Source organism: Microbispora sp. H10949, from assembly GCF_014161435.1.
Classification (GTDB): Bacteria; Actinomycetota; Actinomycetes; order Streptosporangiales; family Streptosporangiaceae; genus Microbispora; species Microbispora triticiradicis.
Map to the genome: position 1 here is coordinate 71,900 of NZ_JABBWZ010000018.1, position 23,741 is coordinate 95,640.

Here is a 23,741-nt window from a genome sequence, read left to right on the forward strand (position 1 = left end):
GGGTGACGCCGCTCCTGATAGAGGATCCGAGCGACCACAGGAAAGGGACCGTCATGGACACGACGCCGGAGCAGCCCTCCAGGGACGCCCTCCACCGCCGGTTCTGGCGGCAGTTCGGGCTGGTCCTGGCGGAACTGCCGGCCGGGATGTGGCTGGAGGTGGCCGAGGCGTCCGCCACGCGCGACCCCGAGGGCCCCGTCGCCCGATGCCACGTGGTCCGGTCTCCGGAGGACCGCGGGTATCGCGAGGCGCTCGCCGCGGGGCTCACGACGCTCGCTCCTCCGCCCCTCGACGACTTCGAGCCCGGATACGTCTACGAGAAGGACGTGCTGGTCTGCCATGACGAGGAGGGCCGCGACCAGCTGCGGCGCCTCGTGCCCGGGGTGGAGGAGGACGTCGCGCGGAGCCGCGAGTCGTCCGCGGGGACCGTCATGCGGCTGACCGCGGAGCCCGGGACGGGCGGGTCGCGCGTGCTGGACGCGCTGCGCGGCCTCCCGGACGGCGCGCGGGTGAGCCCCAACTACCTCGTCTCCATCTGCAACGTGAACCTCTGCCCGGCGGACGAGCCCCGCGTGCCGTCCCGCAGGCTTCCCGTCCCTCCGGTGAACAGGGACGCCGGCGCCGGGCTCGGCACGTCGGTCGTCGTGATCGACACCGGCCTGGTGGTGAACTGGGACCTGGACGAGCGCCTTGAGGTCTACCCCTGGCTGCGGGACGAGGACGGCCGCGTGACCGGCAGGCTGGAGCAGCGGGACGGTTCGGACCTTCTGGACGACGTGCCCCCGCGCGTGCTGCCGGGCGAGCCCTGGGACTCGACGTCTCTCCCCACCGGAGAGGTCGCGGGTGAGCTGAGGGGCCAGGCGGCGAGCGGCGTCGTCCACGAGTACGTCGGCCACGGAACGTTCATCACGGGCGTGGTGCGGTGCGTGGCGCCCAGGGCCAGGGTGCGGACCTACAACAGGCTCCAGTGGGCGGGGACCACGGACGCGGACGGATTCGGGCGCCATCTGCTCGACGCCCTCGCCGACTACGAGGACCGCAACGGCGCCTGGCCCGACGTCATCAGCCTCTCCGCGGGCGTGCGTCCCCTGCCCGGCGAGTCCCTCCGCAGCCTCGACGCCTTCATGGAGGAGTTGCACAGGCGCGACAGGACGGTGCTGGTGGCGGCGGCCGGGAACGACGCGAGTTCCGCCCCCTTCTACCCCGCGGCGTACGCCCGGCACGACCCGAGCGTGATCGCCGTCGGAGCGCTCGACGCCACGCAGAGCCGCCGGGCGGTGTACAGCGACCACGGCCCCTGGGTGAGCGTCTACGCCCGCGGCTCCTACCTCGTGAACGCCTTCGCGTTCGGCTCCTACACCCCCCTGCACCCCGACGACGAGATCTTCGGGGAGAGGCCGGAGGACGAGGACGGCTACGACGACCCCGGTGACGGGCTGTTCCACGGCCTGGCCCGGTGGAGCGGCACGTCGTTCGCCACGCCGCTCGTCGCCGGTCTGATCGCCGCCCGCATGTCGGCCGCCGGGGAGTCGAGCCGGGTCGCCGCCCGGTGGCTGCTCGGCCGGGCCCACGCCCAGGCCGTCCGGGACCGGGACGGAGAGCCGCTGCCGCGGCTGCTCGTGGACCAGGAAGTCCGGTAGCACCGGGCCGGGATACTGCGTACCATGCTCACCCCCGGATGTGAGGACGGGCCGCGTGGACAGCGACTCAACGGAACACCTCTTCCGGGCCGCGGCCGACGGCGACGGCGCGGCCTGGGAGGCGCTCGTCGGGCGCCTCAGCCCGCTCGTGTGGTCGGTCATCCGGTCCTACCGGCTCATCGACGCCGACGCCCACGAGGTCTTCCAGACCTGCTGGTTCCGGCTCGCCGACAACCTCGGGAGGATCAAGGAACCGGACCGGGTCGGCTCGTGGCTGGCCACGACCGCCAGGCACGAGTGCCTCAAGGTCATCCGGGGCTCCCGCCGGGTCATCCCGACGAGCGACCTGGACGTGCTGTCCCCCGGCGCCGACGACCGGTCGCCGGAACGGGCGGTCCTGGACGCCGAGGAGGCCGACGGCCAGGAGGCGCTGCTGCGGAGCGTCTGGGAGGCGTACGAGCGGTTGTCGGAGAACTGCCGGCGCCTGCTGCGGGTGCTCATGGCCTCGCCCCCGCCGTCGTACGCCGAGGTGGCGGCCGGCCTCGGCATCGCGATCGGGAGCATCGGACCGACCCGGGGCCGCTGCCTGGCACATCTGCGGAAGCTGCTCGCCGGATGAGCCGCCGGATTCGAGGAGGCGCCGCGTGAACGAGGACACCGAGCTGGAAGGGCGGCTGCGCCGGGCCGCCGAGCTCTTCGACCCGGTGCCGGAGAGCCTCCTGCGCGTCGCGAGGGGGGCCTACGCCTTCCGCACGGCCGACGCCGAGCTCGCCGACCTGACCTTCGACTCCCTGGCCGGACCGGCCCCGGTGCGCGGCGGTGCGCAACCCCGGCTGCTGACCTTCGACGGCCCCGGGGTGTCGATCGACCTGGAGATCACCCCGTCCGGCGCGGGCGGGCGTGTCGTCGGCCAGGTGATGCCCGCGCAGCAGGCGACCGTGGAGGTGCGAGGGGCCGCGCCCCGCACGGTGACCACGGACGGCCTCGGCCGCTTCGTCATCGGCGACGTGCCGCCCGGGCCGTTCAGCGTACGCTGCCGGGCCGGCGACGCCGCGTTCACCACCGAGTGGGTCACCGTCTGACCTCCGGCGGCGACACGTCGTCGCCCTCCCCCACCATTCCTTGAGCGGGAGAGGGCGACGACCTCGACGGCGGACGGCTCAGACGGTGATCGGGGCCTCCCACAGCGCCTTCCAGGTCTTCGCGTCGACGATGCCGGTCGGTTCGATCCCCTGACTCCTCTGGAAGTCCATGACCGCCGACCTGGTGGCGGGGCCGAAGTCGGCGTCGATCCCGGACGGCCCGAGGCCGAACCGGCGCCGCCGCAGTTTCTCCTGCGCCCGCCGGACGTTCCCGCCCTTCCGGCCGAGCTGGAGGACGCCGGGAAACGCGGGGGCGTCCCCCAGCTCGGCGAGAACGGAGATGAGCGAGACGTCCGGCTCCGACGGCAGTCCGTCGTAGGCCGGGCGGCCGTACCCGGCGACGAAGGCGCTCGTCCGGCGGCGCCTGACGCAGGAGTCGCCGATGTTGCCCTCGATCGTCTGGATGTCGTCGGGCGAGAAGACCTTCTCCACCGTGGCGACGTGGTCGATGAACTTGAGCTCCTTCTCGCCGTGCCAGTCGAAGAAGACGATGTCGCCCGGCCGGATGCCCGCGGCGCCGCGGTGCCAGCGCCCGTCGTCCCGGAACCAGGCGGCGTGGGCCGTGGTCAGGCTGAAGTCGCCCACGAGACGCAGCATGTCCGGCCCGCCCGCCGCGAGCGCGCACTGCGCCACGAACATGTCGCACCACGGCCCCCGGTCGAACGCCTCCTCGGGCCGCAGGTTCTTCCGCTTGCGGAAGGTCACCCCGAACACCGTCTCGCGGCTGGGCGGCTCGTGGTAGCCGAGATACCTGCTCATCTCACGGAGCAGCTCGCTGGCCTTGGGCATCGCGCGTCACCTCTTCGTCGATCGCGTCGTAGTCGGGCTCCTCGAAGATCTGGGGCGGGTCGCCCGGCGCGGGCCCGGGCTCAGGCCTGGGCTCGACGGGCGGGAGAGTGTCACCGGTCATAGGTCCATGGCACCGCGCGGACGCGCGTCCGGACATGAGTAGGCCCCTACTCCGATTCGCGGCGATTTTCCTGTTCGCGCTGGTGTTCCGGGCGAGATCCCGACACTCGTACGGAGCCTCCGGCCCTCCGGGTCCAGGCCGAGCGTGACGAGACCGGCGCGCCACGCCCCGGTGCCCGCCGCGCCTGACAGCATGGCGTTCACCGGTCCGCTCACCATGCCGTTCACCATGCCGTTCACCAGGGCGGAGAGCATCGCGGGCCCGGCGGGGAAGAGCGTGCGCGCCGACGCGAACAGCGCCAGCTCGGTCGCGCCGTCGCTCCCCCGGGCGACGCTCAGCCCGAGCCGGCGGCCCCTCAGCCGCCCCAGCCCGTCCGCGAGGCCGCGCTCGACCGCGCCGAGGGCGGCGCCGTGGCCGGTGGCGTGCAGGAACGGCAGGAGGTCGAGCGGATCGACCTCGGGCAGGCGCACGTAGACCTCGGTCCGGCCGCGCGCCGGTTCGACGCCCAGCATGCGCGCGCGGGCGCCGTACGGCAGCAGGCCCCACGGGAACGACGACGGAACCGGCAGGCCGGGAGGGGGGAACTCCGGGGGGATGTCGGCATAGAGCTTCAGCCGGGAGGACCCGGCGCGGGCCGGGGACTCGCGCCCGCCGATCCACGCGCCGAAGCGCAGGCCCGCCCCCGCCTGGGCGTGCCGCAGGGCGCCGGCGAGCGCCGGGTCGAGGGCCTGGCCGTGCGCCGCCAGAATCGCGACGGCCAGGTCCAGCCGGGCGGAGTCCGCCACCTCCGGAGGAGCCACCTCCGCGGTCCAGCGGAACGCGTCGCCGCCGATGGTCAGCTCCACCGGGAACCCGGACGGGGTGAGGCGGCTCCAGCGGGTGACCACCTCCGGCCAGGTGCTCTCCTCCAGCCGGGTGACGGCGGCGTCGAGCGGCGGCGGCAGCGCACGCAGGCCGGCGGCCTCGCGAACCAGCCGCTCAAGCGTCCGTCTCATGACGCCGGCCCGATGGGGATCAGCGTCTCCTCCCCGTCCACCGGGGGTCCCTGGACCAGGTGGCCCTCGGCCGTCACGATCGTGACGCGGTGCCGGAAGGTCCGCACCGCCGGGTCCAGCAGCGCGATGCGCAGTCGCAGGGGCACGCGGGCGTCCGCCGGGATCTCCAGCCGCTCGCCGCGGTGGTAGCCGTTGCCGGGATCGTCGTACTCGACGTCCAGGAAGGCCATCCGGATCGTGCCGGGCTCGAAGACGGGGACGGCGCGGATGTCGAGGGCGTCGAGGAACGGATCGTCGACGGGGAGGAACGACGCGTCGCCGGCGATCGGTCCCGAGGTGCGGACCGAGCCGTTCCTGAGGTGGTGGGTGAAGCGGGCCGTCCAGCCGCGCCGGTCCGGGCGAGTGAGGCGCAGCCGCCACGTCTGGGCCGCGCCGCCGGGCCGCACCCGGAAGACGTCGCGCCGCTGGAACGTCGCCCCGTCGTCGTACGACACCTCGACGTCGACGGCGTCGACGGCGCCGGCGTCGATCCTGTTGGGGAAGATCTCCAGCTCCAGGAAGCCCAGGTCGTCGTTCGGGTCGGCCTTCAGCGTGCGGTCCGTGCTCCGCCTGGGGGTGATGTCGTAGCTGAGCCTCTCCCCCGCCCAGCCGGAGTCGGCGCGGAAGTGGTGCTGGAACCCGACCTGGAACCCGAGGTCGCGCGCCTCGTCGAGGAAGGTGGTGAACCGTTTCGGCCCGGGATCGAGCGCGGTGAGCCGGAAGTCGGCGTCGCGATGGTCGTGCGGGTCGCCGTAGTCGATGCGCACGTCGGTGGCGAAGAGCCCGATGCGCTCGAAGTCCACCGGCGTGACCACGTCGACCTGCAACTGCTGGAAGAACGGGTCGCGCAGATCCACATTGAGGAAGTGGGCGGATTTGTCGGATATCTGGTCCAGCAGGAGCCCGATGAACCCCTGCGGGGCGTAAACGCGCTTCACCGCCTTCCTGCGGTCGTACAGAACGGTGAGCCGCTTGCGCTCCTCCTGCCGTACGAACCTGAGCCGGAAGGACACGAGCGCCGGGATCCCCCCATCGCCGCCGGAGGGCGCGGGGGTCGGGGTGGGAGTGGGTGTGGGCGTGGGAGTGGGGGTGGGCGTCGGCGTGGGGGTGGGCGGCGGCGTGGGGGTGGGCGGCGTCACCGGGGCCGCCGGCCGCGCCAGGACGGCCTGGATCGAGACCGCCGGGTCCGCGCCCTGCACCCTGCCCGTGATCTCGACGACCCGGTCCTCGTCGCGGCCCACGCGTCCCGCGGCCTGGGCGCGCGAGAAACCCTTGGCCTCGCCCGCCACGATCGTGGCCCGGTTGGCGATGACACCGCGGGCGACGGCCAGCCGCCGCTCGGAAAGGCGCTGGTTGAGCGCGGTCGTCCCCGGCGAGGAGTCGCCCTCGTAGCTCGCGTGGGCGACGACGGTCACGTTCTTCGGCGGGACGAGCCGGTGGTCCAGCCAGTCGCGCAGCGCGGCCGCGCCGGAGGGCGGAGCCGTACGACCGGGGGCCGTGCTCTGCGAGAAGCGGGCGTCCGGGGGCGTCGGGGCGTCGAGCAGGTAGGAGGTGTAGACCGGGTTGCCCGGGGCGGCGGAGAAGCCCTGTTCCCGGGGCTGGTCGAAGGTGAACCCCAGCGTGAACGTCTCGTCGGCGGGCGGGGAGGCGGGCCAGTCCACGGTCACCGGGAGGGTCGCGCCGACGGGAACGTCGACGCTGACCGTCCCCGCGCCGTCGAGGACGCGGGCCTGGCCGCCGACGGTGACGGTCGCGCCGGGACGCCCCTCGACGCGCAGGGTCTCCGTCTGCTCGTGGGAGCCCGGCACGAGCGACACTCCGTACCCGGCGGGAAGGGGCGAGGGGGCCGACCGGGTGACGGTCAAGGTGGCGGCCGGCGGTGCCCCGGCCCCGGTCCCGGCCCCTGTGGCCGCCGTGGCCGCCGGTCCCGTGGTACCGGCGCCCGCGCCGGGGCTCGTACCGGGCGAGCCCGCGGCGCCGGTGGGTGACGGCGTGGACCGGCCCAGCTTCCTGAGGCGTTCCAGCACGGCGTCGAGTCCCTCGGGCTGGTCCGCGCCCTGCAGCCGCCCCAGGTCGAGCGACGGTTCGAACCACTTGGCCAGCAGGTCGTTCTTGAAGAAGTCGAGGGCCCACTTCTCCTTGGCCTCGCGGTCCGCCGTACCGTCGAAGTCGATGACCTTTATCTGGATCGCCCCGTCCTGGACCAGCTTCTCGAATCCGGCGTCGATGCCCGCCCGGACCCAGTAGACCTGCGCTTCCAGGCTCGCCGAGAAGTGGGTGTAGACGCGTTCGAGATCGGCGGTGATCTCGACCTTGAGGTCCGGGGTCAGCCCCGAGTACTCCAGCTCGTACACGACCCCGATCGGGGTGAGGCCGTGGGCGAAGGCCTGTTCCAGGATGATCGCGCCCTCCCGGTCGAGCACGAGGGAGAACGCCGCGGTCTCCTCGCCCGTGAGGGACGGGGTGGTCGCACCCAGGATCTTGGTGACGGCGGTGAAGCCGCCCGGAGGCGCCTCGGCGGCCGTGGTGCCGCCCGGCCCCTCCAGGTTGAGCGCCACGACGCGTACGGTGCCCCGCTCGACGGGGGCGGGGGCCAGCCTCGCTCCGCCGTCCGGCACGAGCCCGGCGAGCCGCCCCATGATGGTGTCCCGGGTCCGCCGGGGCAGCTGGACGACGGCCTCGAACATCAGGAAACCGCCGCCCTCGATCCCCGCGTCCGCGACCTCCTGGCGGAACTTGATGAAGCTGAACGCCGGCCGCCCGTCCGGCCGCCGGCCGAGGGCGACCTGGGTCGCGAGGTACCAGAACTGGGTCGGGTCGGCGTGGTCGCGGAACACCGTCACGCCGTCGACCTCGAACGTGTCGGAGCCGAGCTGAAGCAATGGTCCGTCCCTTCTCGCTCAGGGCCTGGCCGGGATCGTGACGTCGTCCTGGTCGAAGCGCCTCCAGTCCTGCTCCGGGCTGAGCCCGTTGCGGAAGAACCGGCGGATCTTGAGTTCGTACGCGTCGGCGGTGGCGAAGTCGAACTCGAACACGGCGGTCGCGTCCGGAGCGGAGAGGTCGACGGCGTCCTCGAAGGAGAGCCCGGCCGGCTCGTCCTTCGCGCGGGCCTCGACGTGGATCCGCTTGAGGCCCTGGGTCGAGAAGTCCGCCGGGGCCCGCAGCGTCACCGCCCGATGGCCGCGCACGTCGGCCCGGACGAAGATCCTCGTGCCCACCGTGGTCGACCACGGCCCCTCGATGAGCGTGGTGTCCTTCATGAGCACGGTGACGCGGTAGCGGGTGTGACCGGCGCCGGGGTCGGTCCGCTCGGCGACGAAGGCCCGCGGCGACCGGCCCGAGACGATCTCGATCGAGTCCTCGGCGCGGATCCCGTTCGCCGGATCGTCGTAGACGAGGTCGACCCAGGCCCGGTCCACCACGGCGAAGTCCAGCACGGGAACGATGGTCACCTTCAACCGGTGGGGGAAGGGATCCGGCACGTCGAGCTGCGGCCCGGCGAGCGGCGCGAACGGCGTGACGTGGTCGCGGTTGTCGGCCGCGCGGTAGGTGAGCCGTGCCATGACCGGCCCGGCGGGCGGCCCGACGAGGAACCGGAGCCACTCCGTCTGCGGCTCGTCCGACGTGAGGTGCACCAGGTCGTCCTGCCGGATCCCGTGCGCCGGATCGTCGTACCGGAGCTGCACGTCGATCCGGGGATAGCGGTCGAACGGGAAGCTCGGCAGGGTGAGGACCGGGATGGTCTCCAGGGAGAACAGGTCGCGCGGCTCGATCCCCTGGATCTCGCCCAGCACCTGGGTGGGCGCCTCCGAGGCGAGCCTGGCCGGCCGCTCCCCCGCCTCGGCCGGCTCCAGGTCGACCGCGAACGTGAGGTCCACCGGCTGGATCATCTGCCCGTCGGCGACGACGGACGGCCACTCCACCACGGCGGACGGCGTGCCGGCGTCCAGCCGTACGGTTCTGGGCTGCCCCTGGTAGGTCAGGGTCGCGGTGACGGAGCGGACCGGGTCGTGGGCGAAGTCGGCGTGGGAGACGACCTGGACCTTCCGCCTCTTGAACCAGGGGTCGTCGGCGTCGATCCTCCGTACCAGCCGGTCGCGGTCGAGCCCCGCCCCGAACACGCGGAACAGGCCGTCGAGGTGCCCCTGCGGATAGATCGTGCGCCGCGCCGTCGTCCGTTCCGAGAAGTTCACGTCGAGCCGCTTGGCGTCGATCCGCGTGTAGTGGAGCTTCTTGTACGTGAAGACGCCGATCGGTGTGGTGCGTTCCGGGGCGAACGACTTGATCACCTCACGCGCCTTGTCCCAGCCGTCGGGCGGCCGCCGCAAGGGGTCCAGCGAGCTCTCGAAGAAGGCGTCGGTGATCATGTCGCGGACCCGGGCGGCCGCGGCGTTCCTGCGGTCGAGGACGCCTCCGGTGTCGTCGTCCTCGGGGACGGTGGTGTCCACCTCGTACGTGACGGCCCGCTCGTCCTCCAGGCGCTCCACGACGTCCTGGATCTGGATGTCGGTGAACTGGCCCTCGTGGCCGAACGTCTCGTCCAGGATGTCCTGCGTGCGGTCCCAGTCGATCGACAGGCGCACGTGGTACGCGGGACGCAGCGCCAGATAGTCGAGGGAGTAGACGACGCCGATGGGCGCCAGATCCCCCGCCATCGCCTGGTCGAGGACCGTGACCCCGCGCTCGTCGAGCTCGACGGAGAACGCGGCGCGGTTGTCGCCGAACAGCGCGGGCTTGGCGGCGTGCCGGACGGCCCGGACGAACCCCGTGCTCCCCGTGTCCCCGTCCGTGGCCCCGAAGATCATGAGCTGCACGGAGCCGTCGACGACGGGCACCGGGGCGAGCCTGGGCGGCTCGGCCAGACCGGCCAGCCGCTGGAGCTCCCGCCGTACGGTCTCCAGCTCGCCCGGGGGCATGCCGAGATCGACGTCGAACTCGGCGAAGCCGCCGTTGAGCGACTGCGAGCGGATCTTGAGCAGGAGGAACGCGGGGACCTCCACGCCGTCCTCGGTCCGGGCCGGGAACCGGGGAGCGAGCGGCAGGTAGTAGAACTGCAGCGGGTCCGCGTGGTCCCGCATGATCGACACGCCGTCGATCAGATAGTACGGCGGTGCCTCTATCAGCATGAGTGGCCCCTTCGCTCGCTCATGCCGGCAGCTCGACGACGAGCGTCTCGTCGGTCACCGCTCCGGGCGACGCGACCTCTTTGCGGGTTCCGTCGGCCATGAAGAACCTGGCCTTCCACGTGTAGCTCTTGTGCGTGCGGTCCTGGATCGCCAGCTCGAACTTCTGCTCCGCGCCCGGCTTGCGGAAGGTGAGGGTCTCGCTCTCGTCGATGCCGTGGGCGGGGTCGGTGTAGTGGATCTCGACGGTGGCCAGCTTCACCAGGGTCCAGTCGATGAGGTCGGGCACCACCGTGACCGTCAGCGTGACGGACTCCTCGCCGAGCAGCAGGGTGCGCCCGGTGACGGCGAGCTCGCCGCTGTCGGTGGACGTGCCGTCGCGGTAGGTGGTGATGGCGCGGTAGGTGACCTCGCCCTGCCCCTCGTCGATCACCGGGAACGACCAGTCGCCGGACCGGTTGTCCTTGCCCAGGGCCATCGAGGAGGTCTGGCGGTAGTCGTTGCGTGCGTCGGCGTAGGTGAGGTCGACGAAGATGCTGTCGATCCGCCGCTCGAAGTCCCCCCGGGTGCGCAGCTGCACCGTCCGGGTCGCCGAGAACGGGTCGTCGACGTAGAACCGCCGGCCCTTGAGGCCGGTCAGCTCCTTGACGTACTCGCGCCCGTCCTTCATGAAGTACTTGATCGAGCCGCCGTACGGCTGGACCGGCTCCAGCAGCAGCTCCCGCACGGTGGCCTTCTTGGTGTTCTGGTCGATCTGGAAGCGCTGCACCGCCGGGACCCCGGGCGCGATCTCGGGGTGCTCCAGCGTGAGCACGGCCCTGCTCACCTGCTCGAAGTTCATGTCGCCGATCTCGACGTCGACCAGCCACAGGCCCAGCTCGTCCACGTTGATCTTCAGGTCGGTGGTGTCGTCCTCCTTCCACTGGGAGGTGAAGACCCGGCTCTCCCCCTTGTAGTTGACGACGTACTGGTACTTGAACTTGGTCGGCCCGCCCTCGGTGAAGGCCGTGAACTTCCCGATGTCGTCCGCCTTGCGGAAGCCGAAGGTCTGAACGCCGTGCGTCGCGGTGTGCGGCGGATAGTCGATCTTCACGTCGACGCTGAAGATCGGCAGGTCGGCGAAATCGGCGTTCACCTGGATGACCAGGTTGAGCTGCCGGAAGAACGGGTCGTCGAGGTCGACCTCCATGGCGAAGTCGTCCCAGGCGAATCCCTGACTGACCAGCGACGGCATGTTCGCCTGCGGATGGACCCCGACCGAGGCGACCTGGTTCTCCCTGAACTCGATGCGGACGTCCGACCGCTTGTCCACCATGACGCTGCGCCGGATGTTCTCGAAGTCGTCGTCACGGATCTTCGAGAAGTCCCGGTTCTCCGGCGGGACGGCCTCCAGCAGGTTCCGCTTGACCGCCTCGTCCAACTGCTGGGTGACCGCGCTGCGCATCGTGTCCAGCACCTTCGCGGTCGCGGGGTCGTCGCCGGGCAGCGCTCCGGAGTCGATCTCGATCGTCCGGGACTCCGAGTTGCGGAAGATCTCGCTGACCCGCTCGCTGAAGTCGTCCTCCGACCAGAAGTTCTCCTCGAAGTCGACCTCCTGGACGAAGCTGTAGAACTTTGTCGCCGTCCAGGTGCCGACGGCGCGCACCGGCGGCAGCCGGGCGGCGAACGTCAGGTCGTACACGACCCGGACGCCGCCGGCCCCCTTGCTGCTCATCACGGCCTCGAAGACGGGCGCGCCGAACTGGTTGAGCTCCGCGGAGACCGCGACGACGTTGTTCCCGTACATCGACGGCGTGCCCGCGTGGTTGACCTTCTGGACCAGGTTGCCGCTGCCGCCGAGCACGTCCACCGTGACGGTGGCGGTGAGGACCTGCGGCTTGACCAGGACGATCGTGGCCGGGTCGACCGGCTGGGCGCCGGGCCCCCGCCGGGCGGAGACCGTCTGGGCCAGCCGGCCGCGCACCGACTGCTCCTGCTGCGCGTCGAGTCCGAGCTCGATGTCCATGAAGGCCAGCGCGGCCCCCACGTCTCCGTTCGGCAGCGGCTTGAGCGTCCGGTACTTGACGAACTTGAAGACCGGAAGGCCCCCGTCGCGCCGCAGCATGGGCACCTTGGGCAGAACGTGGAACCGCAGTTCGCTCTCGTCGTCGAGATAGGCGGTCGCCTCGGGCAGGTCGACGGCGCCGTAGAGCAGAAGCATGGAATCCCCTCCTGGGTTTCGCTGGCTGATGTTTCGATCACCGAGTGGGTTCGAGCAGGTCGGCGACGTCGCGGACGCGGATCTCCGGGCCGGTGGGGGCGTCCAGTTCCCCGACCAGGCGCAGGCGGCCCCTGGTCCCCGACAGGGCGGCCTTCACGGCGGCGGCCTGCCCGGGGTCGAGCGTCGCCGCCAGCGCCGTGGTCCACGGCGGCAGGCCCGAACTGGTCCCCTCGGCGACGGGCGCCCACGCGCCGTCCGGCGGCCTCGCCTCAAGGGCGACCCGCCGTACGGCGACGGGCGCGGGACGCACCCGCTCCGGCTCGCCGGACGCCCTGCGGCGCAACTCGCCCAGCAGCGCGGCCCGCGCCGCCTCGGGCAGGTCGAGCCGGCTGGTGACCTGCAGGAAGGCGGTCGCGCCCGCCTCGATGAGGCCGATCGCCGGACGGCCGTCCTGGCCGAGTTCGAGGAACGGACCCGGCGGCAGGTAGGTCCACACGCCCGGCTCGGCGTCGTCCGGCCGTATCTCGACGCCGTTCACCACGATCGGCTTCGCCTCGTCCACGACGATCGCGAGCCGCTCCGCGGGAGCCACGGGTGCGGACCAGGGACCGATCTGATCGCCGTCGGCCACCCGCCACACCAGACCCGGCTGGAAGGGGGAGGTGGCGATCCATCGGATCTCGGCCGCCGGCCGGTCCCGGTCGAGCCGCACGGACCGGGGCGGGTCGTCCGCGCCCTCCGCCCGCCACTCGACCCGCACGGGGGGCTTGCGGCAGGCAATCGTGGCCCGCTGCGCGCCGTATCCGGGCAGGGTCACGAGATCGAGGTCGAGGCGGTCCCGCCCGCCGAGCGGGAGCTCGATCACCCGCCCGGGCCCGGTCGGCCGGATCACCACGCGGGCGGGCAGGTCCTCCGGCCGGAGCGGGACGGCGGTCATCGGGGTGGCGTCATCCAGGTGGGCCGCCACCCGCCCGTCCGCCGTCACCACCTCCGCCGTGGCGAGGCGGGTCAGTTCGGCCGGGGCCCGCACGACCGTGAGCGGCAGCGGGAAATCCGCCAGCCCGAGCAGCACGTGCCGGTCCGAGGCGGGCCGCCACGGACCCGCGACCTCCGCCGGTCCGCCGGGCAGGTCGAGCAGCGCCCGCAGCCGCGCCTCCCCGCTCGGCTCCTCCCCGGCCGCGAGCACGACGCCCGCGGTCCCCGTGCGGCCGGGCCCGTCGAGCGCGGCCCCGGCCGTGACGGGCTGCGGACGCAGCGGAGGGGCGGGCGGGATCCGCAGGTCGGCGAGGAGCGCGAGCAGCCCGGCCACCGGCTCGGGCAGGTTGGCGGCGAACTCGACGACGACGTGGCCCGCGGGCAGCGGCGGCGTCGTCACCCGGCGCACGTGCCGGTCCAGCGCGCCGCCGGACACCGCCCGGGCCGCGGAGAACGGATCGAGGGTGACCACCCGGTCGACGAGCACGGCGGCGGGCACGGCCAGGTCCACCCGCTCCTGGCCCGGCAGCACCTCGTCGGGGTGGCGGAGCAGGTAGCGGCCCTGTGCCGAGACATGTGCCGAGACCTGTGCCGGGACCTCCGGGCGGGCCAGGATCTCCTTCAGGCGCAGCGCGAGCGCCCGCCCCCGGGCCTCGTCCGTCACCGGTCCGCCGGCCTCGTCCCCCGGGCCGGGGGCCGACGGCGCCAGCGAGCCCGCCAGCAGTTCGTCGAGGCCGCCCGCGAGATCCTCCACGGTCAGCGCGGCCTGCGCGCCGAAGCGCGCGGCCAGCCGTACCGCGATCTCGTGGGGGTCGACCGTGGTGGCCAGGGGCAGCCGCGGCGCCACCGCCCGCAGCGTGAGCCGCAGCGTCGCGGTCACCGGCAGCGTGGCGTCCTCGACCAGCCGGGCGGCGGCCACGGCGGCGCGCGGGGCGAGCGCCACGGAAACCCGGGCGCGGGTCAGCAGGCCGGGCGCGAGCTCCACCGGCGGCGTCAGCACCTCCTCCGCCACCGGCCCCAGGCGGGCCGTGACCTCCAGCACGCCTCCCCGCAGGTCCGCGGCCGCCACCCGCAACAGCTCCCCCTGCTTCTCGGCCTGGCGCGCCGCGGCCTCCCCGATCTCGCTGAGCGGCGAGCCGATCGCGAAGCCCGCCTCGATCCGGCCGTACGGCTCCTGCTCGCCTCTGACCAGGGTCACGAGCAGGACGGGCGTGCCGTCCGCCGCGCGTTCGAGGTCGAGCCGGTCCGGCAGGGCGATCGCCAGGCCGGGGTCCTCGTAGCCGCGGAAGACCGTGCCGGGCAGGGAGGCCAGCGGCGCCCCGAGGTCGGGCAGCCCGCGCAGGATCGTCATCGCCCGCCACCTCCCTGTGGTGACGGGCTGGGGGCCGTGCGCACCGGCAGCAGGATCGTGGCCTCGGTCTCCCGCCAGTCGCTCACGCCGATCCCGCCGGACTGCCACCACGTCTCGGTGCGGTAGCGCAGCGGAGGCGGCGGGGCCCCGGTGAGCAGCGGCCGCACCGGAACGCGCACGGTCGTGACGCCGGTGGGCACGTCCTCGGTGAGACGCACGGTGCCGCCCCTCTCGACCGTCACGACGAACGCGGCGACGCGGTCTCCCTGAGGGCCGGCTCCCCGAGGGCCCGCGAAGAGCGCGGGGACGGCCTCGACGGAGACCTCGCGGACGAGCTGCGGCTGGGCGGTGCGGTCGAACACCAGCGCCCAGATCGCGTCCCGGTCCGGATCGACGACGACCTCGCTCTGGTCGAGCACGACGCCCTGCGCGCCGGTCTCCGGCAGCGGGGTCCGCGGGACCAGCCGGACGTCCAGCCCTTCGCCCGGGGACAGGACGAGATCGTCCGCGAGCCCCTCGATCCGCAGCGGGATCTGACGGCCGGCGCAGACGGCCAGGGCGGCCGGGTTCCCCGGGCGGACCCGGCTCTCGATCGCGTTCGTCAGACGGGCCTCGATGTGGGCCGCCGACGCGGCCGTGACGGTCAGGGTGAGCACGTCGCCCGCCGTACGGTCGAAGCGCAGCTCCAGCGGCACGTCCTCGGGCGCGCCGCCGGCGCCGACCCGCACCTCCCCTCGCAGCAGGCTCAGCGAGGCGCCGAAGAGCGCGTCGTACACCAGGCGGAAGTCCTCCAGCGCGAGGGTCTCCGCGTGGGTCACGCCCAGTTCGAGGTCGATCTCGGCCTCCGGCCGCTCGACGAGGCCGGTCGAGGGGGCGCCTCCCCGCGGCAGTGCCAGCCGGAGGGAGGGCTGCGGGTCCGGGAGAACCTCCAGGCGCACGGGCGCGTCGACCCCTCTCGCCTTGGCCTCCTCCTGCAGGACCGGGCGGGCCGCCTCGAGGCGCTCCCGCACCAGGACCGGCTGGGCGTAGAACTCCAAGGTCACCCGCACGTCGTCCACCGAGGCGGCGCTCGTCGCCCGCACCTTCAGAGCGGGCGGGCGTCCGGTGCCGGGCAGCCGCGCCAGCAGGAACCGGTCGGGCAGGAAGTAGAAGCGCTCCGGCCGCGCGGGATCCTGCCAGTAGGAGTGGCTGCGCCCGTCGAAGGGGATCCGCGTGCGCCCCATCGGCTGGATCCCGCCGGCCACCCCGCCGAGCCGGTTCCGGTGGGCCTCCGAGATCACCAGCGGGGACGGTGGAGCGGTCCATTCCAGCAGCAGCCGCTCCTTGCGGTAGCCGGGACGGCCGTCCTCCATCGTCTCCCCCGTCGGGACGCCCACCGTCACCGCGCGGCCGGCGACGAGCGAGACGCCCGCCTCCAGCGAGGAGAGGGCCGCGAGCAACTGCTGCCGCAGCCCCGGAGTGGTCAGCGGCATCTCGGCGACGACGGTGGTCCCGTCGATCCGCACGCTGGGGAACGGCAGGTCGAGCACCACCGTCCCGCCGGTGATCACCGGCACGCGGTACTTCAGCGACACGGTCACGAGGTGGGGCAGCTTCGCGACGCCCGGTGCCGCCGCCGGGGAGGGCGTCTCGGCGAACGCCATGACGAGGATCGCCGTTCCGTCCCGCTCGACGATCGAGATGTGGGGATCACCGGTCGTCTCGAAGGCCAGGGAGTATCGCGGCAGCGCGTAGCGGGTGCCTCCGTCGGGGCTCTCGAACAGGTCGCCGTCCGTGGGCGACGCGCTCGGCGCGACGGGTACGTCCAGGTCGCCCCTGTGCACGGAGTTCCGCGGCGGCGTGGGCACCCACGTCCAGGGGTCGGGCGAGTCCTCGCCCAGCAGGGAACGGTCGATGATGATCGGATCCCGCCAGACGAACGGCAGCCGGCGATTCGGGTCCACGAAAATGGGCGGGTCGGTGGCGAGGCCCGGCTTGTCGGGCGGCTCCCGCCCGTCGACGCCGGGGTGAAGGCCCAGCTCGTCGGTGTCCGGCTCGTCGATACCCACGCCGAGGCGGCCCAGGCCCAAGCGGCCCAGGTCCAAGCGGCCCAGGTCCTGGTGGCCGAGGTCCGTGCCGACCTGGTCGAGCTCGCCTAGGGAGACGCCGACGCCCAGCCGGTCGGCACCGGCGAACCTGTCCGGAGCCTGGAAGAGGTCCCCGATCCGCGCGCCGCGGATCTGGTCGAGCCCGGGCAGCTCGGGCAGCATTCCGGCCAGGTCGAGATCACCGTCGCCGGCGTTGAACGCGAAGGACACCCCTCCGATGTCGGTCGTCACAGCAAGGCTCCCGCCGTTCGTCAACGTTCGTCCGCAGACGAGCGTGCGCGCGGGGAGCCGGGCGCCGCATGAGTAGGGCCGTACTCAAATCGCCGTGCTCAAGCGAGCACGTCGCCGGCGGCGGTGAGCAGGCTGCCGCGGTACGCCTCGCCGAACAGGCAGACGTGCACGGCCAGCGGGTGAAGCTGGTGCAGCGGCACCCGCTCGCGCCACCCGGCGGCGAGCGGCGCCGCCTCACGGTAGGCGCCGAGGATCGTGTCGAGGCGCGGCGCGCCGAACAACGCGAGCATCGCCAGGTCCGTCTCGCGGTGGCCGCCGTGCGCGGCCGGGTCCACCAGCACGGCTCCGCCGCCGTGGGACCACAGCACGTTCCCGCTCCACAGGTCGCCGTGGATCCGGCTGGGCGGCTCGGGCGGCCCGGCCACCTCCGCCACCCGGTCGCACGCCTCCTCGACCAGGGCCACGTCGGCCGCCGACAGGGCCCCCCGGTCGCGCGCCAGCCGTACGAACGGCAGGACGCGGCGGGAGACGTAGAACGACGGCCAGTCCGGCGCGGGGTCGTTGTCCATCGGCAACTCGGCGATGTGACCGGGCCAGGGCGCGCCGAAGGCGTCGGCCCCGGCCGCGTGCAGGGCGGCGAGGTCCCGCCCGAACCGCTCGGCCGCCGCCGCGGTCGCCGGCCCGGTGTCGATCCACTCCAGCACCAGCGTCCCGCCGCCGGCGGCGATCACCTCGGGCACGGCCACGGCCCGCGGCTCGGCGAGCCACCGCAGGCCGGCCGCCTCGCTGTCCAGCACCCCGGCCACGTCACCGGTGCCCCGCTTGACGAACACGCGGCGGCCGTCGTCGAGAAGGCCCTCGTGCAGGGTCCACGCGTGGCCGTCGCCCAGATCCCTAGTGATCCTCAAGGTGCTTCGCCACCCCCTCGCAGGCGGCCTCGACCATGCGCAGCACGTCGGTGAACCCCTGCCGTCCCCCGTAGTACGGGTCGGGCACCTCGGCGCCATCGGGGGCCGCCGGGTCGAACGAGCGCAGCAGCCGCACGTCGGCCCCCGGCGGCGCGAGTCGCCGTACGGCACGGAGGTTGTCGCGGTCCATCACGAGGATCAGGTCGCGCTCGGCGAACCACGCGGCGTCGAACTGACGGGCCCGGTGCGCCGAGCCGTCGTACCCGTGGTCGGCCAGCGTGGCCAGCGCCCGCTCGTCCATCGGCTCCCCGGCGTGCCAGCCGCCGGTGCCGGCGCTGTCCACCTCGACGTCGCCGAGCCCGCGTTCGGCGAGCGTACGGCGCAGCACCACCTCGGCCATCGGGGAGCGGCAGATGTTGCCCATGCAGACCAGACATACACGCTTCATGAACTCAAGTCTCTCCCATAACGCCCGTGACCTGCCCGTTATCTCCTGGAAGCCGCGCAAGAGCGACCAGGGGCGTTCACTACGCGTTCACCTTTACCAAGGTTTTAAGTCACCTCGGCTCCCTACCGTCCCTGGTGTTGAGAAGACAAGGGGAGGAACAACCGTGAAGTATGCAGGCCGGCTCGCAGCCGCCACCCTCGCCGGCGTGCTCTCGCTCGCCGCATGCGGGACCGATGACAACTCCGGCGGCGCGGGGGCGACCGCCGGCGCCGCCGCTCCCGCTCAGGGCGACGACAGCCTGAAGGGCACCATCAACGCCGCCGGTTCCTCGGCCCAGGCGAACGCCATCGCGGAGTGGAAGAAGAACTTCCAGTCGTCGAACCCCGGCGTCAGCGTCAACTACAACCCGAGCGGCTCGGGCGCCGGTGTCCAGGCGTTCATCCAGGGGACGGTGGCCTTCGCCGGCTCCGACTCCGCGCTGAAGGAGGACAAGGGCGAGCCCGCCCAGGCCGACGCCCGCTGCAAGACCGGCAAGGCGATCAACCTGCCGATGGTGACCGGCCCGGTGGCCGTCGTCTACAACCTGCCGGGCGTGGACGGCCTGCAGCTCTCGCCGAAGACCATCGGCGGCATCTTCAACAGCAAGATCACCAAGTGGGACGACCCGGCCATCAAGGCCGACAACCCCGACGCGAAGCTGCCCTCGACCGCCATCCAGGCGTTCCACCGCTCGGACGAGTCCGGCACCAGCGACAACTTCACGAAGTTCCTCAAGGCCACCGCCGAGTGGCCGTACGAGCCGGCGAAGGCGTGGCCGGCCGAGGCGCAGGGCCAGGGCGCGAAGGGCTCCGACGGCATCGCCTCCAGCATCAAGAGCACCGAGGGCGCGATCAGCTACGTCGAGCTGTCCTTCGCGGAGAACTCGCAGCTGCAGAAGGCCAAGGTGGCCAACGGCTCGGGCGAGTTCGTCGAGCTCACCCCGGAGAACGCGGCCAAGACCGTCGAGGCCGCCCAGGTCGAGGGCACCGGCAACGACCTCAAGCTGAAGATCGACTACGCCACCAAGGCCGCGGGCGCCTACCCGATCGTCCTGGTGACCTACGAGATCACCTGCGAGAAGGGCCTGTCGGCCGACGACGCGAAGCTGGTCAAGTCGTTCCTGGGCTACACCTCCAGCGACGAGGGCCAGCAGGCGCTGACCAGCCTCGGCTACGCGCCGCTGCCGTCGAGCCTGCTGACCAAGGTCCGCACCGCCGTCGAGGCCATCTCCTAACCACATGGCCACACCAACCAGAACCACGGAGAGCGGACCGGCCGTGCGCCGGTCCGCCTTCCGGCGCAGCCGCGGCGACGGCCCGTTCCGCTTCGCCTCGACCGGCGCCGGGGTCGTCCTGCTGGCGATCATGGCCGCGATCGGGTTGTTCCTGGTCGTCAAGGCCCTTCCCGCCCTCCAGGCGAACACCTCCCACTTCCTGACCGAGCTGACCTGGCAGCCGAACGCGACCAAGCCGATCTTCGGCATCGGTGCGCTGGCGTTCGGCACCGTGCTGAGCTCGCTGCTCGCGCTGCTGATCGCCACTCCGGTGGCCGTGGGCGTCGCGCTGTTCATCTCCCACTACGCGCCCCGGCGGCTCGCCTCGGCGCTGGGCTACGTCGTGGACCTCCTCGCGGCGGTGCCGAGCGTGGTGTACGGGCTGTGGGGCGTCGCCTTCCTCGTCCCGTTCATGCTCGGGCCGTCGAAGTTCCTGAACGACTACCTCGGCTGGATCCCGCTGTTCAGCGGAGAGTCGATCGTGGGCAAGAGCATGCTCACCGCCTCGCTCGTGCTCGCCATCATGATCCTGCCGATCATCGCCGCGATCTCCCGCGAGGTCTTCCTGCAGGCCCCCAAGATGCAGGAGGAGGCGGCGCTGGCGCTCGGCGCGACGCGCTGGGAGATGATCCGGACGGCGGTCCTGCCGTTCGGCCGGCCCGGCGTGATCAGCGCCGCGATGCTCGGCCTCGGCCGGGCCATGGGCGAGACCATCGCCGTCGCGCTCATCTTCCCGGCGACCTTCAAGATCTCGTTCCAGATCCTCGGCCCGTACGGCAACAGCATCGCCGCCAACATCGCCAACGGCTTCGGCGAGGCGACCGAGGTGGGCCGCGGCGCGCTGATCGCCTCGGGTCTCGTCCTGTTCCTCATCACCCTGCTGGTGAACATGGCCGCCCGCTTCATCATCGCCCGCCGCAAGGAGTACGCGAGGGCCGCAGCGTGACCGTACAGACCGGAATCCAGCCCATCTCCGCGACGCGGCGAGCGAAGGACCGCCTGGTCCAGGTGCTCGTCTATCTGGCGTTCGCGCTCGCGGTCATCCCGCTCGTGTCGGTGCTGTGGCTCGTCGTCAAGAACGGCATCGGCCGGTTCGACATGGAGTTCTTCACCCACTCGATGCGCAACATCGGGGCGAGGGACGCCGGCGGCGGCGCCTACCACGCGATCATCGGCACGCTCGAACAGGTGCTGCTCGCCTCGCTCATCGCGGTCCCGATCGGCCTGCTCACCGCGGTCTACCTGGTCGAGTACGGCGAGGGCGGCCGGCTGTCGAGAACCATCAGCTTCTTCGTGGACGTCATGACCGGCGTCCCTTCCGTGGTTTCCGGCCTGTTCGTCCTGGCCTTCTGGATCCTGGTGCTCGGGATGCCGTTCTCGGGCTTCGCCGGCGCGCTCGCGCTGTCGATCCTGATGATGCCGGTGGTGGTCCGGGCCACCGAGGAGATGCTCCGCCTCGTCCCGCGCGAACTGCGCGAGGCGTCGTACGCGCTGGGCGTGCCCAAGTGGCGCACGATCGTCAAGGTGGTGCTGCCCACGGCGCTCCCCGGCATCGTGACCGGCGTCATGCTGGCCGTCGCCCGGGTCGCCGGTGAGACGGCCCCGCTGCTCCTCACCGTCTTCGTCACCGACTCCATCAACAACGACCCGTTCAACGGCCCCCAGATGGGTCTGCCGTTGTACGTCTTCAACCAGACGATCCTGCCGACCGACGTCGCCGTCGCCCGCGCCTGGACCGGGGCGCTGACCCTGATCCTGATCGTCATGCTGCTCAACCTGGTCGCGCGCCTCATCACCTGGTGGCGTTCGCCCGCGAGGAGGAGGTAAGGAATGGCCAAGCAGATCGAAGTCGCCGGCCTCGACGCCTACTACGGCTCGCACAAGGCCATCGAGGGCATCTCGATGACCATCGAGCCGCGTTCGGTGACCGCGTTCATCGGCCCTTCCGGCTGCGGCAAGTCGACCTTCCTGCGCACGCTCAACCGCATGCACGAGGTCATCCCCGGAGCCCGGGTCGAGGGCAAGGTCCGCCTGGAGGACCAGGACCTGTACGGCCCGGAGGTCGACCCGGTGTCGGTCCGCCGGACCATCGGCATGGTGTTCCAGCGGCCGAACCCCTTCCCCACGATGTCGATCTACGACAACGTGGCGGCGGGGCTGCGGCTGAACGGCCGGGTGTCCCGCTCCCAGCTGGACGGGATCGTCGAGGAGTCCCTCAAGGGCGCCAACCTGTGGAACGAGGTCAAGGACCGGCTCGCCCGGCCCGGCGCCGGCCTGTCCGGCGGCCAGCAGCAGCGCCTGTGCATCGCCCGCGCGATCGCCGTACGGCCGCAGGTGCTGCTCATGGACGAGCCGTGCTCGGCCCTCGACCCCATCTCGACGCTCGCGATCGAGGACCTGATCTCCAAGCTCAAGCAGGACTACACGATCGTGATCGTGACCCACAACATGCAGCAGGCGGCCCGGGTCAGCGACAGGACGGCGTTCTTCAACCTCGCCGCCCAGGGACAGCCCGGCAAGCTCGTCGAGATGGACGAGACCTCGAAGATCTTCACCAACCCGGCCGAGAAGGCGACCGAGGACTACATCACCGGCCGCTTCGGCTGACGCGCACTTCCTGCCGACGAGCTTTGGAGGGACCGGGTGACGGCACCCGCAGTGGAGGGGGACACTCGGACGGCGCCCATGCTCCTGGTGGCCGATCCGGACGCGGGACTGGTGCGGCAGCTCTCGGCCGCCATGCAGGCCGAGGGCGTCGACGTTACCGGCGTGCCGGACGGCGCCCAGGCACTGCTGCAGGCCGGGGCGCTCCGGCCGGACGCCGTGCTGATCTGCGCCTCCCTCCCCATCGTCGGGCCCGTGGACTTCGTCCGGGCCGTACGGCTCGCGCGAACCATGCCCGTCCTGCTCGGCATCGACCTAGGCAGCGATGCCGGGCAGGCGTTGCGAGCCCTGGAGGCCGGGGCGACGGCCTGCGTGGCCCGGCCGTACCGGGTGCCCGAGCTGCTCCCCCTCGTCCAGGCCGCCTTCCGGCGCCAGGACAACCACCGGACCGTGCTGACGATCGGCGAGGTCGAGCTCGACGTCACGGCATACCAGGTGAAGGTGGGCGGGAGCATCGTCCACCTGCCGCTGCGGGAGTTCGAGCTGCTGCACTACCTGATGCGGAACGCGGACAGGACCGTCACCCGTGAGCAGATCATGCGCAACGTCTGGCACTCGAACGACGGCATGTCGACGAACACGATCGCCGTACACGTGAAGCGCCTGCGCGCCCGGCTCGGCGACGTCGAGGACACCATGATCCAGACGGTGCGCGGAGTCGGCTACCGGCTCGTCAGCGGCTGAGGGCCCGCCCGCTCAGGAGAAGGTGCGGCCGAGGTTCGCGAGGCCGGCCTCCGCGTACGGCCTGATGCCCGTGCGCAGGCCGTACGCGACGTCCTCCAGCAGCGCGCACCGGGCATAGAAGAGCATTCGCTCACGGCCCGCGTCGTCCAGCCCGCCCCGGTAGTGCTCCAGCGTCCGGGCGAGGACGGCGGGGCCGAGATCCCGGTAGACGAGGGCCAGGTCGTACGCGGGGTCGGCGACGGCGGCGTCCGTCCAGTCGATGACCCCCGTCACCGCGCTCGTAGCCACGTCCACCAGCACATGCTCGCTGCCCAGGTCGTTGTGGCAGAACGTCAGCGTCTCGGGGTCCGCGGGCGCCTCGGCGGCGAGGAACTCCTCGACCAGCCGGCGCTCCGCCGCGGGGAGACGGCCGGCGATCTCCTCGTAGTCTCCCTCCGCCTCCTCCCTGAGGTCGCGCAGTGGGTAGGCGTCGCGCGGCACCAGGTCCTCCACGCGCGGGACGGGCAGCAGGTGCAGTGCGCTGAGGAAGGCGCCCAGGGGCGCCGCCAGGCGGGCCGGCTGGGGTACGGGATGCCGGTTCAGCGGCAGGCCCGGGAGCTTGGGATACGCCAGCATCCCCGCCTCGGGGACGACGAGAACCGGCCGCGGAACCGGGAGCGTCGACACCTCACCGACGACGGCGAGCAGCGCCGCTTCACGCTCGACCGTCTCGCCGCGTTCGTCGGGGTCGCCGGCCTTGCTCTGCCGCACGACCAACTCGCCGTTGACCTCGTACGCGGCGTTGTCCTGTCCCTCGCCCAGCCGGTCGATCTTCCGGACCTCGAAGCCGGGCAGATGGCGGGCCAGCAACCGGCGAATCTCCTCGGTCATCGCGGCATTCCAATCCCCGGGCGAAACAAAAAAAGGGGGGTCATCCCAAACGGGATGACCCCCCTCAAAAAATTGTCCGGCGGCGTCCTACTCTCCCACACCGTCCCCGGTGCAGTACCATCGGCGCTGGTAGGCTTAACTTCCGGGTTCGGAATGTAACCG

At 72.3% G+C, this 23,741-nt stretch carries 19 protein-coding genes and 1 rRNA gene; 8 read left to right on the top strand and 12 right to left on the bottom strand.

Translation table 11 applies throughout. The features are described from left to right. Positions 1-53: 53 nt before the first annotated feature. From HHX40_RS33625 to HHX40_RS33635, 3 genes are read left to right on the top strand one after another with little or no spacing between them, the layout of a single operon-like run. Positions 54-1,640, top strand: a complete 1,587-nt coding sequence (locus HHX40_RS33625; RefSeq protein ID WP_182883792.1) for a S8/S53 family peptidase — start codon at positions 54-56, stop codon at positions 1,638-1,640. A gap of 55 nt (positions 1,641-1,695) precedes the next feature. After that, positions 1,696-2,259 carry an RNA polymerase sigma factor gene (locus HHX40_RS33630; protein ID WP_208759317.1) on the top strand — a complete coding sequence of 188 codons (564 nt, stop codon included), beginning with the start codon at positions 1,696-1,698 and terminating at the stop codon, positions 2,257-2,259. A gap of 25 nt (positions 2,260-2,284) precedes the next feature. Further along, positions 2,285-2,722, top strand: coding sequence for a carboxypeptidase-like regulatory domain-containing protein (locus HHX40_RS33635; RefSeq protein WP_182883793.1), 438 nt, complete (start codon positions 2,285-2,287; stop codon positions 2,720-2,722). Between the two features lie 78 nt (positions 2,723-2,800). On the opposite strand, the gene HHX40_RS33640 is transcribed toward HHX40_RS33635, so the two are convergent. From HHX40_RS33640 to HHX40_RS33685, 10 genes are all read right to left on the bottom strand, one after another. Then, complete coding sequence (locus HHX40_RS33640) at positions 2,801-3,571, bottom strand: peptidoglycan-binding protein (RefSeq protein ID WP_182883794.1); 771 nt, start codon at positions 3,569-3,571, stop codon at positions 2,801-2,803. Continuing rightward, on the bottom strand, positions 3,543-3,692 hold the full coding sequence (locus HHX40_RS33645) for a hypothetical protein (RefSeq protein ID WP_165900820.1): 150 nt from the start codon (positions 3,690-3,692) through the stop codon (positions 3,543-3,545). The genes HHX40_RS33640 and HHX40_RS33645 overlap by 29 nt, the downstream gene beginning before the upstream one ends. Next, the gene (locus HHX40_RS33650) at positions 3,689-4,687 is read right to left on the bottom strand and encodes a hypothetical protein (protein ID WP_182883795.1); all 999 of its coding nucleotides are present in this window, start codon (positions 4,685-4,687) and stop codon (positions 3,689-3,691) included. Before HHX40_RS33650 ends, HHX40_RS33645 begins: the two co-directional genes overlap by 4 nt. Further along, the gene (locus tag HHX40_RS33655; protein WP_182883796.1) at positions 4,684-7,608 is read right to left on the bottom strand and encodes a hypothetical protein; all 2,925 of its coding nucleotides are present in this window, start codon (positions 7,606-7,608) and stop codon (positions 4,684-4,686) included. Before HHX40_RS33655 ends, HHX40_RS33650 begins: the two co-directional genes overlap by 4 nt. A gap of 18 nt (positions 7,609-7,626) precedes the next feature. Further along, complete coding sequence (locus HHX40_RS33660) at positions 7,627-9,852, bottom strand: hypothetical protein (protein ID WP_182883797.1); 2,226 nt, start codon at positions 9,850-9,852, stop codon at positions 7,627-7,629. Positions 9,853-9,871: 19 nt separating this feature from the next. Further along, positions 9,872-12,049: a hypothetical protein gene (locus HHX40_RS33665; RefSeq protein WP_182883798.1), complete on the bottom strand. Its 2,178-nt coding sequence runs from the start codon at positions 12,047-12,049 to the stop codon at positions 9,872-9,874. A gap of 37 nt (positions 12,050-12,086) precedes the next feature. Further along, entirely contained in the window at positions 12,087-14,375 is a 2,289-nt protein-coding gene (locus HHX40_RS33670) for a hypothetical protein (RefSeq protein WP_182883799.1), read from the bottom strand. Further along, entirely contained in the window at positions 14,372-16,693 is a 2,322-nt protein-coding gene (locus tag HHX40_RS33675; protein WP_182883800.1) for a hypothetical protein, read from the bottom strand. Before HHX40_RS33675 ends, HHX40_RS33670 begins: the two co-directional genes overlap by 4 nt. Positions 16,694-16,791: 98 nt before the next feature. Beyond that, complete coding sequence (locus HHX40_RS33680; RefSeq protein ID WP_182883801.1) at positions 16,792-17,601, bottom strand: fructosamine kinase family protein; 810 nt, start codon at positions 17,599-17,601, stop codon at positions 16,792-16,794. Further along, positions 17,588-18,049, bottom strand: coding sequence for a low molecular weight protein-tyrosine-phosphatase (locus tag HHX40_RS33685; RefSeq protein ID WP_182883802.1), 462 nt, complete (start codon positions 18,047-18,049; stop codon positions 17,588-17,590). The genes HHX40_RS33680 and HHX40_RS33685 overlap by 14 nt, the downstream gene beginning before the upstream one ends. A 163-nt stretch (positions 18,050-18,212) precedes the next feature. On the opposite strand from HHX40_RS33685, the gene pstS reads away from it, so the two are divergent. From pstS to HHX40_RS33710, 5 genes are read left to right on the top strand one after another with little or no spacing between them, the layout of a single operon-like run. Further along, on the top strand, positions 18,213-19,322 hold the full coding sequence (gene pstS / locus HHX40_RS33690) for a phosphate ABC transporter substrate-binding protein PstS (RefSeq protein WP_117408838.1): 1,110 nt from the start codon (positions 18,213-18,215) through the stop codon (positions 19,320-19,322). 4 nt (positions 19,323-19,326) lie between these two features. Continuing rightward, positions 19,327-20,307, top strand: coding sequence for a phosphate ABC transporter permease subunit PstC (pstC, locus tag HHX40_RS33695; protein ID WP_182883803.1), 981 nt, complete (start codon positions 19,327-19,329; stop codon positions 20,305-20,307). After that, on the top strand, positions 20,304-21,188 hold the full coding sequence (pstA, locus tag HHX40_RS33700) for a phosphate ABC transporter permease PstA (RefSeq protein WP_117408840.1): 885 nt from the start codon (positions 20,304-20,306) through the stop codon (positions 21,186-21,188). The genes pstC and pstA overlap by 4 nt, the downstream gene beginning before the upstream one ends. A 3-nt stretch (positions 21,189-21,191) precedes the next feature. After that, positions 21,192-21,968, top strand: a complete 777-nt coding sequence (pstB, locus tag HHX40_RS33705) for a phosphate ABC transporter ATP-binding protein PstB (protein WP_182883804.1) — start codon at positions 21,192-21,194, stop codon at positions 21,966-21,968. 36 nt (positions 21,969-22,004) lie between these two features. Beyond that, on the top strand, positions 22,005-22,709 hold the full coding sequence (locus HHX40_RS33710) for a response regulator transcription factor (RefSeq protein WP_310738393.1): 705 nt from the start codon (positions 22,005-22,007) through the stop codon (positions 22,707-22,709). Between the two features lie 12 nt (positions 22,710-22,721). Here HHX40_RS33710 and HHX40_RS33715 read toward each other — a convergent pair whose 3' ends face one another. Together HHX40_RS33715 and rrf are read right to left on the bottom strand one after the other, a co-directional pair. Then, positions 22,722-23,579, bottom strand: a complete 858-nt coding sequence (locus HHX40_RS33715) for a phosphotransferase family protein (protein ID WP_182883805.1) — start codon at positions 23,577-23,579, stop codon at positions 22,722-22,724. Positions 23,580-23,653: 74 nt separating this feature from the next. Further along, positions 23,654-23,741: ribosomal RNA gene (gene rrf / locus HHX40_RS33720) — 5S ribosomal RNA — on the bottom strand; the annotation flags it as partial.

Bases quoted from the DNA above. Each gene is read 5' to 3' on its own strand.
- HHX40_RS33665 (WP_182883798.1), bottom strand. From the start codon at position 12,049: ATGCTTCTGCTCTACGGCGCCGTCGACCTGCCCGAGGCGACCGCCTAT.
- HHX40_RS33650 (WP_182883795.1), bottom strand. From the start codon at position 4,687: ATGAGACGGACGCTTGAGCGGCTGGTTCGCGAGGCCGCCGGCCTGCGT.
- HHX40_RS33625 (WP_182883792.1), top strand. From the start codon at position 54: ATGGACACGACGCCGGAGCAGCCCTCCAGGGACGCCCTCCACCGCCGG.
- HHX40_RS33640 (WP_182883794.1), bottom strand. From the start codon at position 3,571: ATGCCCAAGGCCAGCGAGCTGCTCCGTGAGATGAGCAGGTATCTCGGC.
- HHX40_RS33715 (WP_182883805.1), bottom strand. From the start codon at position 23,579: ATGACCGAGGAGATTCGCCGGTTGCTGGCCCGCCATCTGCCCGGCTTC.
- HHX40_RS33670 (WP_182883799.1), bottom strand. From the start codon at position 14,375: ATGACGATCCTGCGCGGGCTGCCCGACCTCGGGGCGCCGCTGGCCTCC.
- HHX40_RS33645 (WP_165900820.1), bottom strand. From the start codon at position 3,692: ATGACCGGTGACACTCTCCCGCCCGTCGAGCCCAGGCCTGAGCCCGGG.
- HHX40_RS33685 (WP_182883802.1), bottom strand. From the start codon at position 18,049: ATGAAGCGTGTATGTCTGGTCTGCATGGGCAACATCTGCCGCTCCCCG.
- pstC (WP_182883803.1), top strand. From the start codon at position 19,327: ATGGCCACACCAACCAGAACCACGGAGAGCGGACCGGCCGTGCGCCGG.
- HHX40_RS33660 (WP_182883797.1), bottom strand. From the start codon at position 9,852: ATGCTGATAGAGGCACCGCCGTACTATCTGATCGACGGCGTGTCGATC.
- pstB (WP_182883804.1), top strand. From the start codon at position 21,192: ATGGCCAAGCAGATCGAAGTCGCCGGCCTCGACGCCTACTACGGCTCG.